We start from the raw sequence: 16,482 nt of genomic DNA on the forward strand, positions 1-16,482 counted from the left end.
AGCTACCGGAAATCTGCCGGAGTAAAACAAAAACAACAAATGTTGTGTAAACCGTCCGCCGGTAACGGCGGTCATAAAATGAGTCGGTACTCATGGTTTACCGTATACGGTAATTTTAAATTTTACCGCGGTATTATTTGGCGGTTACAAACAGGGAAGGGATATGGACCGTATTTCTGCATTTGTCCATATTCCTTCCCTGTCTTGGGTTTTTATATCTTTATTTGTTGGTTTTAAGGCTTCCGCTCTGTGCAGTCTTACGCCTTACCGCCCGCAGTTGCCATGACGGCACTCATGATCTCCGTGACCGTGCTCATGGCCGCAGCTGTGTCCTTCCCCATGCTCATGATTTCCGTGATGACTGCACTGTACATCCGGATTGTAGGAAAGAGTTCCTGCTGCCAGAGCTTTTACCGCATCATCTGCGCTTCCGGAGACGCCGCCGTAAAGCTGAATTCCGGCTTCTGCCAGTGCATTCTGGGCTCCTGCTCCGATTCCGCCGCAGATCAGAGTGTCTACCTGCAAATCCGTAAGAAAGCCTGCCAGAGCGCCATGCCCGCTTCCATTTGTATCTACAACCTGCTCCTTTGTAATCTTCCCTTCTTCCACATCATAGATCTTGAACTGCTCCGTATGTCCGAAGTGCTGGAATACTTCTCCGTTTTCATAGGTTACTGCTACTCTCATCTCATTCTCTCCTTTCGCCGGAATCTGCTGCTTCAGCATAGATAAACGGGACGCAGAGCCTTCCGGTTCCGTATAGGTTCCGTCTCCGCTGTTCTCTCCGGCTTCTGCACTTTTTCTGCGGCAAACCTTCTGGCAGAAACGAATGGCTGAACCGTCACAGAAGCGGTAATTCCCGCCTGCGATAAGAAGCGGTTTTCCGTTTACGATACAGTCCGCTATCTTTTCACGGGCCGATTCATAGATCTCTGTCACAGTCGTCCTGGAAATATCCATCTGCCTGGCGCACTGCTCATGGGTGAGCTTTTCCAGATCTATGAGCCGGATGACTTCATATTCATCCAGCGTCAGAGTAACCTGACTGCCGCAGGGAATTCCCTCCGGGATAAAACTGTCATAAGCTGGTTCTGAGCAGATTCTTCTGCAGCGGCTGGGACGTGCCAAGCATATCACCTCCGGTTGGTTTCCGTCATATGTCGAAAATAAGTATAGCATACGGGGAGAGAAAATGCAAGAGGTACTATCCTAATCATAAATATACCGGCTCCCTCAAAACAAATCCTATATTTTTCATACATCCCTTAATTTATTTGAAATCTAATATACGTTCTGTCATCAAAACTACAATTTCCTTTTTGTACTCCTTTTGTAGAAGGTACTATTTGATAACACAGGGGATCCTCTTTTAAAACCCTTTGAAGCATCTCTTCGCTTTCAGCCAGAGTAGTCTTTAATAAAGGATATCCATCACTTGCCAGTACAATTTCTGCAGGTTCTGTTACAGGAATTACTGTTACCATTTCATACGGAAAAACTTCTCCATTCGTTATGTTGTTAAAAACACAATATCCCAATGATACTTTCTTATTTTCAAACGCTGCTTGAAGTTTCAAAAAAGGTAAAATCAATTCACGACATTTATCATGTTCAAGAAGCTCTTGAACTGTCGTTCCCTCTTCAAGATATGCTCTGACCGCCACTGTGCGTGCCTGTGAAAGAATTATATCAATCTCCTTTGCATTGATATAATGCTTTTTCCCAACATATGCCTGACAATCTCCTATCGACCAGATCTCATGCTTTTTTATAGAATAAATAATCGCTGACGCTGATGCATGCCCGATTCTCTCTTCAGATGCTTTTTCCAAAATTACTTTTTGTATGGCACAAATCGCGGAAGAACTTTCTTCGCCGCCTTTTAATTCTTTAATTGCATCCATAATGATGTCTTTCAGTATCCGACCGCCTGTCTTTCCGGATGTCATCATTTCTGTCTTGCTGGTTGCCCCGTCAATCACCGCTATGTAGTTCTCTGTTATAAGATAACCATCTTCATTCGCATCTGTATCTGTTGATTTCGACTTAGTAAACTTTTCTATTATTCTAACATTCTCCACCGAGAAACTCCTTTCGTATCGCGCTTCCCAACTTATTTACAAATTCATTTATATCATAATTTTTCTTGCTGATCATCTGATATAGTCCAAATTGAAGCTTCATTCCCGGAGACATTGCCACATCATCAAGTAACGCGACAATTACCCTTCTATTCTCAGATAAAGCAAGATTTACTTCTCTTCTAACATTCGCTGACTGCAAAGAATTTGTGGACAGCATAACTACAACCATTTTACTTCCTAACAAATGATTTCCTATTTCTTCCGGCCATTCTGTGCCTGCCTGTATTCCTTCATCAAACCATGTATTCACGCCAAAATACTGAAGCATTCTAATAATTTCATATACTTCATCCTTATCTCGATGTGCATAGCTTATAAAAGCATATGGGCCATTCCCTTTATATGCCTCCGGATAATATACACTTTCTTCACCATTCGTTTTCTGCTCCATAATAAAGGCAGCGCTACCAGGCAACATATTCATACTTTTTTTCAAACTTTCTATTTGATGCTCCAAACTGATAAGCCTGCTTTCATACTGATTTTTTAATTTCTGCAAAGCAAGGTTCATTTTATGAGATTGATAAGTTTGCAGGGTAATGGCATAGTCAGGACGAGTTGAATTTTCTTTGCTGATAGCCTGATTCAACAGCCATTCTGCTTCTGAATATTTTTCTTTAAGGCCAATGATTCTTGCTTTTGTATCATAAAATTTAGCATAGTCCGGATCCAGCTGAATTGCTTGGTTTATACTTTCCAAAGCGGAATCATACCACTCTCTGGTAATTCTTTTTTTACTCTCTTCATCACATTGTTCACAAATAGTAATAAATGCGTTACAAAAGGATTGTAGATAACCCGCATTTTTGTCAAACATTTGTGCATCTCGGTAGGCCATTGACAACAATTCATCATAATCGTAAAATGTTTCGCTATGTACCAAATATTGTATCACGATATGATTAAAGGAAATTCTCTTTTTAAACTGTGGATACTTATAAATTAAATCACGCATCAGTTCAAAATCCTTGCTGCGCCGGTATATGATACTCAAGCAGAAAAATGCTTCAAATGCGTACTCTGACGAACCTTCAATCATCTGCTTCAAGGCGTCTATTCCATCTTTCGTCGTCATCTGTTCCGCATAACTGGCAATTTTCTTTTCATATTCTCTTGTCTTTTCTGAAGGTAATTTGGAAAAGTATTGTTCCGCATTTCTAATCTTCTCTTTCATATGCTGCACACAGGATGTTTGCCAAATCGCAAACATCTCAGTCCTTTCCTTTTAATCCGTCCTGTTATACATTCATTCGGACACTACAGACGTATCTGCCCGCTTGAAAATCCGATACCTCTGGCCTGTTACCTTCCAGTAATCCTGAAGAATCCTGGGGATAAACCGGATAAACTTTTTGTCGCTCTCCACATAATCCGGATGGTATACACGTCCTGTTTCTTCCCGATAAATTCTTTGAACCTCTAAATCCAGCTCTTCCAACTCTTCTGTAGAAACCAGACACGGATGACATCTTCCAAGAGGGTCATAGCCCTTGAATACAGTACAGTAACTTCTATATCTGAACATATCCGCACGGCGCCAGCCTTCTGTATAGTAAAATACCGCCCACCGCCGGTGCTCCATATCTGCCAGCCACTCCATGTTCTCCTGGATTTCCGCCAATCTCATAAAATCGGAAAAATCCTTCTCTTCACATTTTTCTCCATTCTCATTTTCTTCCTCCATGTCATAACCAAGCTCCCACAGCTTATATCGAATATGCAGGGCATTGGCACGGCTTGAGCGGATGTTACTCTGCCGGCTGTAATAAGATCGAATTGCATCGCTCTTTGCTTTCTCCTGATTCTCCCCATATAATACTCCATTTTTATCCGAGCAATACTGCAGATGGATATTTAAAGCAAGCGCTTCATATCCTGTCGTCCCAAGCAAATCAGAATTATAGAATTCCGCTTCACAGCCAAACGGAATCAGTTCATAGCTCAAAAGCAAATCCGGCCTTACATTCGATCTTTCACCGAGAGAGCGAACGGCATGAGTTGTCTTTTTCCCTCTGACACGCAGTGCAATGGTCGGATTATACTCCATATGGAGATATCGGTATGCCCTGCGCAGATCGATTGCCATACAAATATTTTCTTCGTCTCCTCCCAATGCCAGAATACAATATGTCATATCCTGCATTTTCGTTTTCAGCAATTCGTCAAATGTACCGCTGAATACATCACAGCTTATAAATTCTATGTGATAGCCATTTTCCATGAGCTCCGGGCAATCGTGACGAATCTTCTGTTCAGCCCGCTCTGCGTTTTTGTCTACAACACAGGCTTCAAATCCCAGGGAATGCATTTGCCCACACCAGAGTACTGCTTTTAGCGCCTCCGTTCCTGTCCGGCCGCATCCCAAAATTAAAACCTTTATTGCCGAGGCATTTTCAGGCAGATTCCGGTATAGCGGATACTGAAACAGTAGCTGATAAATTGCAGATTCTTCCGGGTCAAGAAGACGCACTCTCAATTCGCCCTTTTCGACAGTATCCAAAACAATCTCCGCTTCCTTTTTGTTTGAGAAAACATAAATATTTACCCTCTTCTGTTCAGAAGGAGAAAGACGTTTTTCCGCTTTTTCAATCAGATGGATAGCATTTTGCAGATTACGATCCTCGTCTGTACATATTTCAAAATAGAAGTCTTCTTTTCCGGCTCTTCCATACCTCCAAAATGGGAGCTCCATCTCATTTCTTCCGATAAGAACAGCCCCGACAGACGCTGCTCTCCTTTTCAGCGTATCAAAATCATCCGCTTTTTCCTCATCCACATTGCAAAAGATATAAAGCGCATGGATACCGGCATTTCGATTTTTTGCAGCGATGCTTTCTGCCAGTATGCAGGAACGTTCATTCAACTGGGAAAAAATATATTTTTTTCTTCTATAGAAAATCCGGATATGCATAACTTCCCGAATCTCTCCAAAATACTCTGCAACAATGCCAAGAGTAAATGCAGGGGCAGCAAGATACATAAGACACACAAAGGTCTTGTAAACTCCATAAAAAGCAGGGCTCTGTATAGCATACAATTCATCTGTTATGTCACTTACAGCCGTATCCACTACAAACATCCGGATACTGTGAGAAGCTGCTTTCAGCAATGCATATCCAGCTGTTTCTCCCGAAAGAAAAACCGGGAAGGTTAAGGACATGCAGGCAAGGAACACTCCCGCTCCCAAAACAGCAGTTGTATTCCATGATTTTCCAAACCCAAAGCGCTTTTTCAAAATGGAAAACAGTAGTCCAAAGCAGACAAAAAACAATGCGGCTGAAAATGAAACTGCCCAAAGCATTCTTATTTCCTCCATTACATCTGAGATTCGTTTTGATGCACTTCTATAAGCTTTATATAATCCGGATTTTTCTCAATCAGTCTTTCAAATAATTCATATCCCGTTTCTGTGATAAGATTTGCTTTTTCAGAAATCCAGCTGTCAATATCTTTTTTCGTAAATTTTTCCGGATATCTGGTACAGTATTCACAGAAAGTATAGACCGTCTGGAGCAGTACAATATCCCGGGCAAGTCTTGAATTGATATTAATGCCATTACGATAACCTGTCCATATATTATAATAATAAGTAAGGCTTGCCACATTCGGATATGTTCCTTTCAGAAAAAGCTTTCGTGACACAAAATCCTTTTCATACAGCGTTTCTTTTGTCTCTCCTCTATCTGTTTCATGACCCTCAGTTTCATATCTTGCCATATCATGTATCAAAATCATATCCAGGACTTCACTTTTAATATACCCCTCTGTCTCCATATGTGCAGGCAAAAATAGAGCTGCAAGTATCCATGCACTGAAAGTATGCTCTGAAACGCTTTCCGGGTCTTCCACACCGTAAGCTTCCCATTGTTTGCGCTTCACATCTCTCAGACTCCTGCACTTGTTATAAATGTTAGAACCAATATCAAAGCCTTCTGTCGCAACGTATCTTTCAAAATCATCCTGAACGCTTGCAAAATAATTCATTATTTTCCCAGAAATTACGTTCTGGGGCCTGGACTGATAAATTTTCAGGTTCTCCAGCGCTTTTTTGATATAGTAAGTCAAATTGAAATTCGTCAAAGTACTAAAGCTCTGCATACGTGCCTGAAGCAGCATCAGCATCGTAACCAGATTATATTCCGGATATTGCGTTTTACCATTGCGAAACGCAATCACAATCCGTTTGTTCAACTCCTCCAGCGCCTGTACTCCTGTACTTAAATCTGTATCCAAATAATAAGCATCATGAGCTACCATCTGGTAATTGTCTCCGAAATATTCTATGGTGGCACCACGATTAATCGCATTGGCAACCTTATTTCCGATCAGAATTCCCAGATATTCGTCCAGGATCTGAACCTGTCCCTGCATAAAAAGTCCTGTGCAGACCGCTCGGAAAAGAAAATGATTGTCATAATTCTCCTGATATTCCCGGCTGTCCGGCTTCACTACAGGCTTCAAACGCACAAATTCCTTCATCAGGAATTCCACCGCCTGATTTGTCAGATTTTTATAAGTCAGCCGTCCTATCCAGTAGGCTCCATTACTTTTTTGGTGAATATCAAAGTTCTCATAATTTTCTATAACAAATCCCAGCATCTTTTCCTGCAAACCATAGCTGTCGCTCAACATAGATGACATAAAGTGATTTGCGTTTGATGTCAGCATTGTGCGAAAGAAGGAATAATCTTTAAATAGTTCCTGATTATCAATTCTGTACGAAAAATAATACGCCATCATGAATTCCAGATAAGAGCCATGCTTATGAGGCAGAAGCCACAAATCTCCATCATAAACCAGCGATTTTACATCCAGAGTATCATCTACAACATATCGAAACAGTTCCTCGGATGCCTTTCTCAGCTTTTCTTCATCGGCATACAGTTCATTCAAAGCCATTTTATAGTACATATCCGTCATATGAATTTCTGTGACGCCATATGCAGAACGTAGTTCCTTTGCCACAAGCCGGATCAGAAAAATATCTATTTGGGAATATTTCATCTGCCCCAGAATCTCATAAATCGTCTCTGTCTTAAAAGGATAATCATACATTTCCATAATGCAGCGGATTATATGTAAAACAGAGCTTTTCCTCTCAATAGGAACCGGATGAGTCTGCAGCAGATATCCTCTGGGCTCACCTACCAGTGGTATCACCTTCTTTAAACGCATACGGTTTTTAATCAGACCCGTATCAACAGCCGTGATTCGGTTAAATTTCCCCAGCGGCCTCAAAATTTCATCTAAAACTGTTTCTGGAGAGACCTTTGCCACATAGTGTTCGCGTATCGCTTCTACCATAATAACAGGCTGTATTTCCTTATAAATTGACAGATAACCCAGGTAATCCGCGCATTCTTTCTCCAAAAACTCCTTCATCTGCCCGTGCAGATTTTCCGGGTTGTATGGAAGCTTTTCATAATAACTTGCCGAAATATAGATAGGCAGATAATTACTTTCTCCCTTTCTAAATCTATAAAGCAGCTCATAGAAAATCAATTGAAGTATCATATTCTTTGCGCTGCCAGGAAGACCCTGAACCCTAACGTTTATATTGCTGCCTTTTGTAAGTTCTTCAGAAAGAATCTGTATAATATCCGTATCAGCAGAAAGACGCTTATTATAATAAAAGGTCTGTACTGTTTCCTGAAAAAGCCCCAGAGCATTTGCTTTAAAACGCAGATACCCCTCACGATCTGTCAGACGTGTCCTCAGGCAATAAGAATATTTCTCCGTGTGCTCCATCAAAAGCTCTGCAATTTCTTCCCGTGTATAATCCTGGGCAACCATAATTTCATCGGCTTCCGGCTGTATTATCTTCTCTATGCCTGGCACGTCGGGCATACTGCCGAGCGGCTGCTCTTTTACAAAACCGAGCAGGGTATGGTAGAGCTGCTGAAGTCCTTGATTCATATCCTCATGGGCTTCAATCCAATGCTTTCTCCCCAGGAAATACACATACTCGTCTGTAAACTGGATATTCTGGATTTTGAAAGGAATAATAACTTTTTTACAGTCAAATGCCAGGCTGACTTCGTTGCTGACATGTCCTGAAGCATTGGTATATTCTGATGCCAACAGCACCAACGCATCGCAGGATTTTATTGCTTTTACAATTTGTGTGGCATAATTGGAACCTGCCTCTACGTTTCTGGGAGCAATCCAACATGGAATGCCTTTGCTCTCCAGGTAAGTATAAACTCTTGTGGCAGTTTCCATCTCATGAGATGAATAGCTGATAAATACGTGGCTCACTATTTTATCCTCTTTGTTCTTTTTATATATGTCAAAGAACACTACTATACTTTCAGAAACTTCTAGTTTGGTATAAAACTATCAAATATAATAACTTGGAACACTTTTTTGGCATTTACCAATTCTGTTTGATTTTTGATTGTCCATCCAACATTCTCTACAGGAAAAATCTTTCGACATATTTTATATGAAAATTGATTACACCATTGATGATTATAGGCAATAAAATCTGGACGCGACTTAAAATTGAGCATCAAATTTGTAAGAACTATTTTTTCATACCATTTTCTTTTTATTTTATCTTTAAAATAATCTGTAGATAATTGGCCTCTTAGTATTTCAGGTCTGTTTTTTTTAAACCACTCTACAGCAAATGGATGGAAAGATTCCATGCAATAAACTCCCGAATACGAATCCATTAGTTCAGCCATCAGTTTTGTCGTACTCTTCCAATCACCTTCCGACTTAATTTCAACAATTAATGGCACTTTCCCCCCTATTATCTGTAATACTGTTTCAAACAAAGGTATGTTCTCTTCCGAATTAATTAATTTATATTGCATTAATTCTTTATAAGAACAGTGCATTAGCTTTTTATCAACTCCGCACATCCTTTTCAAAGATTCATCATGAAAAACCACTAGTTTATTATCTGTAGTCAATTGAACATCCAACTCGATACCATATCCCATATCAACAGCCTTCTGAAAGGCTGGAATTGAATTCTCAGGTATCCCATTTTGATTATCAAACAAACCTCGATGAGCAATATATTGTTGTTCGAATATTTTCATCTGTTCTCTTCTATTCTTATTGGGAGCAATGCTAAAAAGAAATAATCCTGAAATTATAATCAAACCTATTACAGCTATAATCACGGCGTAATCAATCCCTTTCTCTATTAATCTCTTTGATATTAATGTTTCATTAGAATAGATTCTCGAATTAATTTCACAAAATCTTTTTCAGGTTTTAAAATCGATCTAGGAGGTCTTTCTTTAAAATCTCCTGAATTCAAATATATACACACCCCTCTCCCATATTCTCGTGAAAAAACTAGTGGAATACCGTCTTCAGTCTCAAAATATATCTCTACATCTTCCGCCAAATCTCCCCAACATATCTCAGCATCATGAAGATCAAACTCTTCTGGAAGAGATGAAAATGCCCCTTCTTCTAAACATTCTGAAGTTTTTTTGTAATGAACAGTGTCTATTTGCTTAAAATAAGCAATTTTACACCCATACATGTTTTGAAGAAGTTCGTTTTTTGTTCGTCGATATATGACATCATGCGCACTTATTAGTTTTCCGCCCCTTCTTACATATTCTGTAAGAGCCATGTTGATTCGTTGTACCGCTATGCTATTTGTCGAAAATTTAGTACAATCTGTAATAATTAGTATAATTGAATGTACCACCCCTAAATTTTTAGTTAAAATTTCTAATGGATCATCTAAAATTTCCACATAAAAATTATCACCCAATTCTAATTTTCCTACGATTTTTTCTATATTAGCATTATCAAAATCCCCCCAAAATAAAATGTGTTTTAACGACATATCTGAATCTATATTTTGAACCGGCTTTGATGTAGTAGTTAGATACTTTACTATTTTCATCATTACACCATCAAAAAAATCAAATGTGACTGCTACACCGTTATAATTCTTCAATTCCAGCATCTCTTCTGGCATTGTATCTGGCCAATCAAATCCTTTCATCATAACAGGAATAATATTCTTCCCTTTTTTTAATGCATAGATAATTTCCAGTCTGAGCCAATCATTTTCGTCAATACATCTATCTAATGCCCTCGGCGGTAGAACCACCAGGATATCCTCACAAACATCTATTACCTCCAATAGCTTTGTATTAAATTTCCCTGAAGTCAAAGATTCCATATCATAAAACACTTTATATCCTGCTGCAGATAAACGTTCATTAATAAGATAGGCTAAAGCTTCTCCACCTTCTCTTCTATAACTTATAAAAATTTGATAAGACATCGTATCCTCCCATACCTAAATTGTTCTTTGCTACAACTTATTATCTATCATATGTTAAAAAACATCACAGCTAAAATCAAGCTACTGTTTCCGTTTAATAACGCTTGTTACTTTAACTGGAATCATTCCATTCACTGCCTGTGCAGCCAATTCACGATGTCGCCCATTGTCTTTAAAAACATAAAAACCATCCGCTTTGCTGACTTCACGAGGATTTCGAAAATATATATCTACACAATTTTCCAGTTCAGGTCTATCAGCTGCTATTTCATCGCATGACTTTCCAGCATCCAGCAGCATCTTTACCTCTGGAATCTGCCTCGCAATTTTCTCAAAGGTTTTCTGTGTCCCGCCTTCCCATCTTCCCCAGAATCTTTCAGGATTCTTGATATCGCCTTCTCCAAGAGGAATTCCCTCGATATCTTTTGCACAAATAAATTCAGTTTGCGGCTCTTCACAGTATTCTTCCGTATATTTTTCGGACATATTCTCCCAATAATCCTTGAATTTATCATGCTGGTTACCGCATATAAAATATCGATCCGTATTCAGGCTGTCCTTCACAGCAATCAGCCCTTCACCAAAGGAAATTGTTTTTTCATTGTCTTTATTGTTCGTATCATTTGAAAATATTTTTGAAAACAATCCTTTGCTCTTTGAAGCAGTTTTCTCTTCAAAAGACGGCTGGCAGACGAAAGCTTTTTGAATTTTGTCATTTTCTAAAATCTCTTCATATCCTTCCGCTACTTCGTTCAATGTTTTTGACATTTCACTAACCGTTCCTGTACTATGACGCAATTGGTGTGTGATGTCAAAAAGCTCAGCATTTAATGAAGTTTTATGTGGTCCCAATAATTCCTCATAATTGTCAGATATCAGCTTTATCTCTGATACCAATTCCAATATCTTATCGATTGCTTTCAAAGATGAGCAGGCCATAGCGCGTAAGGATTGGATACCCTCTTCATTCACAGAATATTTCAATATACTCCACCAGCCTTATCATTGAATTTAAAAACCTGTTAATAATCAGTATTTATATCTCCCGCTTGTATTTCCTCTCCTGTTTCCAATGCTGAAACCACAGCATTAATAATCGTTTCATCCGAAGCGCCTAAAAATAAAAAATACGGGAAACCACCAAACTTTTCTATATAAGCATCAATCGCCTTTTCTCTTGTCACTTATATCATCCTCCTATAATTCGATGCACAATATCTACGGCACGGGGAAACATTTTTTTGATAATCTGATAGCTTTTTTCATTTGACGCGGCTCCGTCTAAGGTTTCTGCAAAAAACTCTTTATTAGGCAGGCGGTTATCCCAGTATGATCGGCCATGTCCTACTCCTAAAGGATATGATATTCCTGTCATACTTTCCAGTATATCAGATACGCTTGCCACATCCATGATTGTCCACTGATTATCGTCCATTTCCTTTTTGATAAATTCAATCAATTCTATATCCGTCTTATCGCCTTTTAAAGAATCAAAATCCTGCTTGATTGCATCGTATAAAGCATTATTTCCCCATGTTTCAGAAACAGGCCTCCCATTCCCCATAACATAATCTATATTATGTCCAAACTCGTGAAAAGCTGTCTGATACGGTTTATGTATTATGCTTCCCCGCATAACTTCAGCGCTATTAAAAGAAACTCCCTGGCCATGAGCATAAAAGGCTCCTCCGGAAGTATAATTTGCTTCGTATACCACCAAATGACCTTCATATTTCTCATACAAGGCTTTCACATCGGAATGTTTACAATTTCCCAAAATATTTTTCAATCCCGTTATAAACTCAGAGCTTAATTTTTCAGACAAATTTCCAGAGCTCACAGGTGCTGCCGAACCATTATTCTCAGCTCCGGCTGCTGCGCCGCCCGCTTTCCCCGCAGAAGCGGCGCCGCCGGCTGCAGCGGAGCCAGTTATTTTCCCCCTGCCCCTTTAAACACATCATTTCCTATCACTTCAGCGTAGGCTTCTGCAACCTCGTCTAATTTTTCCGCTACTCCTTCTGCAGGTTCTGACGCCTTTTTTAAGCTTTCTTCGATATCCGCAAGCGCGTCGTCAAGAGATGCTTTATGAGGTCCTAATGTATTCTGATTGCCGTCTGCTGTCTGCTTCACAGAAGATACCAGTGTATTCATTGTTTCAATGGCATTCCTGATTTCGTCAGACATTTTTTTCATCGCCTGTACTCCCTCTTCATTAACAGCGTATTTCATATATTACCCTCCCCTCAGTCAAATGAATCTGCTTTTGCGGCAGCTTCCCTGATATCCTCCATCTGTTCGCTCAGAGCCTGCGCAATACGGTTAATTGCCTCAAAATTATCTCTGATGCTGCGAATGCAGGATTGCAGCGCCGCATTACTTTTCTGAGCCGCCGGATCATTGTCTGTGTTATCCACACAATCCTGCCCTGCTTTTTCCATCACTGTACACTGTTCCTCTGCTTCAGATAAAAAATTCTGCAAAGCATTAATCATTTCCTCATAACTTTGTTCATCTGCATATGCCATAAAACATACCTCCTGCACATTTCTTATTTTAATTCTCTGTGTATGGACTTACCACAATACCTTTTTCATCAATATACCAGCCATCCCAGCCAATTCCTTTATGAAGGTACGGACGGAAAGAAAATTTTTCAATCGTGTCGTCAAACTGACAGATATGAATGGGAAGCAAGCTTGCTATTTTATTTCCAAATAAATTACGGGAATCCTCTGCAGACATTTGAAAAGCCATTCTATATCTGAAATAATCCGCCTTTAGTCCGCATTGCTTCAAATCAGAAAGATCTGTCAAATTCATCATAAAGTGATATCCCAATCTGCTTCCCTGCTTTACAACATAGACAAAATCTTCTTGGGCATTATAAGCACCGGAAACACTGCTTTTTCCAGATTCATTTTCCTTATTGCTTTCCTTCTGCTCCTCTGCGCTGTCGGAAATATGTATACTTTCCTGTAGAATTTTGTCTATACCGTATTCTTCACGGAATTTTTTTTCAGCTTCCGACAGATAGATTTTTATCTCTTCCTCTGTTTTGCCGGAGGCTTTTGCTTCACGCTTTAGTTTGATGCGTTTCATTACCCACGCCTGAGCATATTGCTGCTTTAACTCTTCTTCTTTCGTAGAAACTACCGCTCCTTTCTCTTCAAAGCTCTTCCTTACTTCAGTAATTGACAAGCTCTTTTTTCCCTCAAAAGCTGTATTATTTCCTTCTGCAAAATCAAAATCTATACAGATCCGTTCCATTCCTATCATTACAATGAGTTCATTCGACTGCTTTCTGTCAGAAATATTTTTTTTCAGTTCCCGGATTGCGTCGCATACTGCGTCTATGTCTTCAAAAATATGAATATCATTTTCTGCAAAAACATTCTTATAGGCTTTGTAAAGACGGTTTTTTCCATATGCCCATATCTGTACTCTGCCTTTTTGAAGCAAAAAAGACTTTATGGAAGAAAGCAGCACAGAGGCCGCGCACTGCTGCTCTGCCGTTCTCGCAATAAGCAGAAGATTTTCCCTTGTTTCGCTGGAAAGCACTGCAAATTTATTTTTCACCATTAATCTTGGTGTACCAAAGGAAACGAAAACCTCGTCGCCATCCAGATCATTTCCGCCCATTTTCTTCTCTGATTTTACATCAGACAAAAATTCTGCGCTGTAAAATGCATTATAAGAATTTCCATCGACAAGCACGGGATGCTTGTCAGTATAACTGTTTATGTCGGACGGGTCATATCCGGCGACTGCATGCATAGACTGACTAATGCGCTGGATCATCTCGTCTCTTGGAGCATAATCTTCAAAATACATAACCAGAAATCTTTTTACCTGCGGTGGTTTATCTGCTCCACTTCTAAACTTTACCAGCGCATAATGTGGAGGCAGCGCATCTATCCAGTTTCGTACCTGCTCCGTTTTTAAACTGGCTGAAAGCTCAAGTGTTTCGCTGATTTCTTCTTTGGTTCCTTTCATAGCAATGCGCTGCTGAATCTGCGCGCGTGCTGTAGAAGTAAGCCCTGCGACGCCTGTTGTAAATGTCTGGCTGGAAAAAAGAAATTTAATTCCAAGCGCTGCGCCTTTTGCCAGAATATTTTGCAATCTCAGTTTATAAATCGGCGACTCTGCAATCGACTGAGACATAATAGAAAACTCATCTAAAATTACAAAAATAACAGGCAATGGCTTATCCAATGTTTTTGGATCAATCTGATCCAGTCTTTGCTTTCCCAGACGGGAAAAAAGCTGCTGCCTCTCCATCATCTTTTCTGTCAGCTTATCAATCAGGTCATAGACCAGCTCTGTCGACTCATCCAGCAGAATGTATTTCACATGAGGCGGCAGATGAGTCATATAGCGTTTAAACTCCAGCTGCTTGAAATCTGCCAGCCACAGCTCCACATTATCCGGATGATAATTGCGTATCAATCCTGCTATCAGGGTGTGCAGAAGCGTCGATTTACCGGAGCGGGAAGCGCCCACCAGATAAGCTGCAAAATTTTCGTTTTCAAAAGATACAAAATGGGCTTTATCCTTACTGTCAATACCAAACGGAAGCTCTATTTTTTTGTATTCCCGCGTGTAAGGCGGAAGCTCCGTCAGCGAATACCTCTTCGTATATTCGTTTCCTATCTCTTGTTTTTCTATTTTATGCTTCCTGTAGGAATCTACAAAGCCGGAAGACAGGTCGTCATTGAAGACATACCATGTAAAGGGCAGAGGCTGGCTGTCTGCAAAGCAGATAACTGTCCTGGAAGCCGATATCTGAATATCTATCGCTTTGTGCGTAGCATACTCAGGAAGCTCATACTGCTCGCTTTTTCCCTCTTCGCCTCTTTTCTGATAGGAAACAACAATAAATGAGACTCCGTATCTTTCATAATTTGTCATAATTCGAAGAAGAAGCTCTCTGTTTTTCCCGGTATAGGCCCTTGGCCATCCATAAACAATCAGGGTCGTCAGGGGAAGCGCATGCTCCGGCTGGCTGGAAGAAACCGCATCGTTATATTCTCTTACAGAATCGTACTCCCCCAGCTTTTCATCAATATCTGCAAATGAAAACACAATATCTTCCAGTGCCTGCGTCAACAGCTCCGGATTTCTCGGGATCTGCGCCAAAGCAAAAGAATTTTCAAGCTGTTTCAGCGAACCAAGAGAACTGGCATTATAACGCACAGCATCCAGTACATATATTTTCTGCTTCCCGGCAGCGCTGCTGTTGATCAGATTCAGCATCAGGTTCTGCAGCCCTCTGTCCAGATAGCGGTCTCTGGTCGGAGCGCACTGGATTGTCATTACAAATTCCTCATCTGCCGGAATCTCGACAGGAAGCAGGATACGCTTTCCTGAAATATCATAAAATTCTTCCAGCCTGCCTTTAAAAAACTCCTGACAGTCTGTATGCAAATCGAATCTGGCCAGATAAGCGCCTGGGGAAATGAAATCCTTTGTCTCTTTCTGCGCTAAGAATTCCTGTGGCGATTCCTTATACCAGTATTGTCGATTGGCGTTTTTTACCTCATCCAGAAACTCTCTCAGCTCCTCGCTTTTACCATATTCATCCAGTTCGCTCTGAAGCTCTGAAAGCTCTTTCTCCAGACTGCCCATCCGAATCCCCGCATCCGAGGTCTGCTGTTCCCTGAGCTTTTCGATCCTCTCAGTAAATTCCTTTTTCTTCTTCATCAGGAAGCATTCATCGCACTTGGCTACCACAAATACTCTCTGAGCATAGGGATCGTTGCCGGAGGCCGGGTCAATCATCATGGCCCAGTTTCTCAGCCTATTCAAATTTACACGATAATTCTCAGGGGCCTCGATTGTGAGGACATTCTGGCTGCTGAGATTCTTCTTTGCCAGCTCCTGAAAGCCTCTGATTTTCAGCAGGTATTCTTCTATCTTTTCTATCTGTCCGGAAAGCCTCTCGATACGCCGGGAGAGCTCTGTATCAGTCTCTCCAATTCCTGAAATCTCCGTTTCGATTTCTCTTATCCTGGATATTTTTTCTTCTGCTTTTGCAAAGATCTGTTTATAATGTTCCATTAATGAAGCTGCCAT

14 protein-coding genes are annotated in these 16,482 nt (G+C 40.3%); 1 reads left to right on the plus strand and 13 read right to left on the minus strand.

Annotated elements, in window-relative coordinates; genetic code table 11:
* Positions 1-237: hypothetical protein (locus B5E77_RS17095; protein WP_204248044.1), on the plus strand; the 237-nt coding region annotated here is incomplete at its 5' end.
* A gap of 27 nt (positions 238-264) precedes the next feature.
* Here B5E77_RS17095 and B5E77_RS10075 read toward each other — a convergent pair.
* From B5E77_RS10075 to B5E77_RS10130, 13 genes are all read right to left on the minus strand, one after another.
* Complete coding sequence (locus B5E77_RS10075; RefSeq protein ID WP_087165259.1) at positions 265-1,128, minus strand: DUF134 domain-containing protein; 864 nt, start codon at positions 1,126-1,128, stop codon at positions 265-267.
* A 137-nt stretch (positions 1,129-1,265) separates the two neighbouring features.
* On the minus strand, positions 1,266-2,081 hold the full coding sequence (locus B5E77_RS10080; protein WP_087165260.1) for a hypothetical protein: 816 nt from the start codon (positions 2,079-2,081) through the stop codon (positions 1,266-1,268).
* Positions 2,068-3,354: a toll/interleukin-1 receptor domain-containing protein gene (locus B5E77_RS10085; protein WP_087165261.1), complete on the minus strand. Its 1,287-nt coding sequence runs from the start codon at positions 3,352-3,354 to the stop codon at positions 2,068-2,070. The genes B5E77_RS10080 and B5E77_RS10085 overlap by 14 nt, the downstream gene beginning before the upstream one ends.
* 36 nt (positions 3,355-3,390) lie before the next feature.
* On the minus strand, positions 3,391-5,445 hold the full coding sequence (locus B5E77_RS10090) for a hypothetical protein (protein WP_087165262.1): 2,055 nt from the start codon (positions 5,443-5,445) through the stop codon (positions 3,391-3,393).
* A 14-nt stretch (positions 5,446-5,459) separates the two neighbouring features.
* A complete protein-coding gene (locus tag B5E77_RS10095) occupies positions 5,460-8,402 on the minus strand; it encodes a TIR domain-containing protein (protein WP_087165263.1) in 2,943 nt (980 codons plus the stop codon).
* Between the two features lie 62 nt (positions 8,403-8,464).
* Positions 8,465-9,196 carry a glycerophosphodiester phosphodiesterase family protein gene (locus tag B5E77_RS10100; RefSeq protein ID WP_087165264.1) on the minus strand — a complete coding sequence of 244 codons (732 nt, stop codon included), beginning with the start codon at positions 9,194-9,196 and terminating at the stop codon, positions 8,465-8,467.
* 122 nt (positions 9,197-9,318) lie between these two features.
* A complete protein-coding gene (locus B5E77_RS10105) occupies positions 9,319-10,410 on the minus strand; it encodes a toll/interleukin-1 receptor domain-containing protein (RefSeq protein ID WP_087165265.1) in 1,092 nt (363 codons plus the stop codon).
* Positions 10,411-10,491: 81 nt separating this feature from the next.
* On the minus strand, positions 10,492-11,394 hold the full coding sequence (locus tag B5E77_RS10110) for a hypothetical protein (RefSeq protein ID WP_143468611.1): 903 nt from the start codon (positions 11,392-11,394) through the stop codon (positions 10,492-10,494).
* Between the two features lie 38 nt (positions 11,395-11,432).
* Positions 11,433-11,594: a hypothetical protein gene (locus B5E77_RS17010; RefSeq protein ID WP_162609678.1), complete on the minus strand. Its 162-nt coding sequence runs from the start codon at positions 11,592-11,594 to the stop codon at positions 11,433-11,435.
* 5 nt (positions 11,595-11,599) lie between these two features.
* Entirely contained in the window at positions 11,600-12,235 is a 636-nt protein-coding gene (locus tag B5E77_RS10115; RefSeq protein WP_143468612.1) for a hypothetical protein, read from the minus strand.
* A gap of 104 nt (positions 12,236-12,339) precedes the next feature.
* Positions 12,340-12,639, minus strand: a complete 300-nt coding sequence (locus B5E77_RS10120) for a type VII secretion target (RefSeq protein ID WP_087165268.1) — start codon at positions 12,637-12,639, stop codon at positions 12,340-12,342.
* A 14-nt stretch (positions 12,640-12,653) separates the two neighbouring features.
* On the minus strand, positions 12,654-12,935 hold the full coding sequence (locus tag B5E77_RS10125) for a hypothetical protein (RefSeq protein ID WP_087165269.1): 282 nt from the start codon (positions 12,933-12,935) through the stop codon (positions 12,654-12,656).
* A gap of 28 nt (positions 12,936-12,963) precedes the next feature.
* Positions 12,964-16,482, minus strand: coding sequence for an FtsK/SpoIIIE domain-containing protein (locus tag B5E77_RS10130; RefSeq protein ID WP_087165270.1), 3,519 nt, complete (start codon positions 16,480-16,482; stop codon positions 12,964-12,966).

It is taken from the genome of Lachnoclostridium sp. An131, from assembly GCF_002160825.1.
Taxonomy (GTDB): domain Bacteria; phylum Bacillota; class Clostridia; order Lachnospirales; family Lachnospiraceae; genus Laedolimicola.

What these genes read in the sequence shown, in the direction of transcription:
- B5E77_RS10085 (WP_087165261.1), bottom strand. Translation starts at nt 3,354, where the DNA reads ATGTTTGCGATTTGGCAAACATCCTGTGTGCAGCATATGAAAGAGAAG.
- B5E77_RS10090 (WP_087165262.1), bottom strand. Translation starts at nt 5,445, where the DNA reads ATGCTTTGGGCAGTTTCATTTTCAGCCGCATTGTTTTTTGTCTGCTTT.
- B5E77_RS10100 (WP_087165264.1), bottom strand. Translation starts at nt 9,196, where the DNA reads ATGAAAATATTCGAACAACAATATATTGCTCATCGAGGTTTGTTTGAT.
- B5E77_RS10105 (WP_087165265.1), bottom strand. Translation starts at nt 10,410, where the DNA reads ATGTCTTATCAAATTTTTATAAGTTATAGAAGAGAAGGTGGAGAAGCT.
- B5E77_RS10120 (WP_087165268.1), bottom strand. Translation starts at nt 12,639, where the DNA reads ATGAAATACGCTGTTAATGAAGAGGGAGTACAGGCGATGAAAAAAATG.
- B5E77_RS10125 (WP_087165269.1), bottom strand. Translation starts at nt 12,935, where the DNA reads ATGGCATATGCAGATGAACAAAGTTATGAGGAAATGATTAATGCTTTG.
- B5E77_RS10130 (WP_087165270.1), bottom strand. Translation starts at nt 16,482, where the DNA reads ATGGCAGCTTCATTAATGGAACATTATAAACAGATCTTTGCAAAAGCA.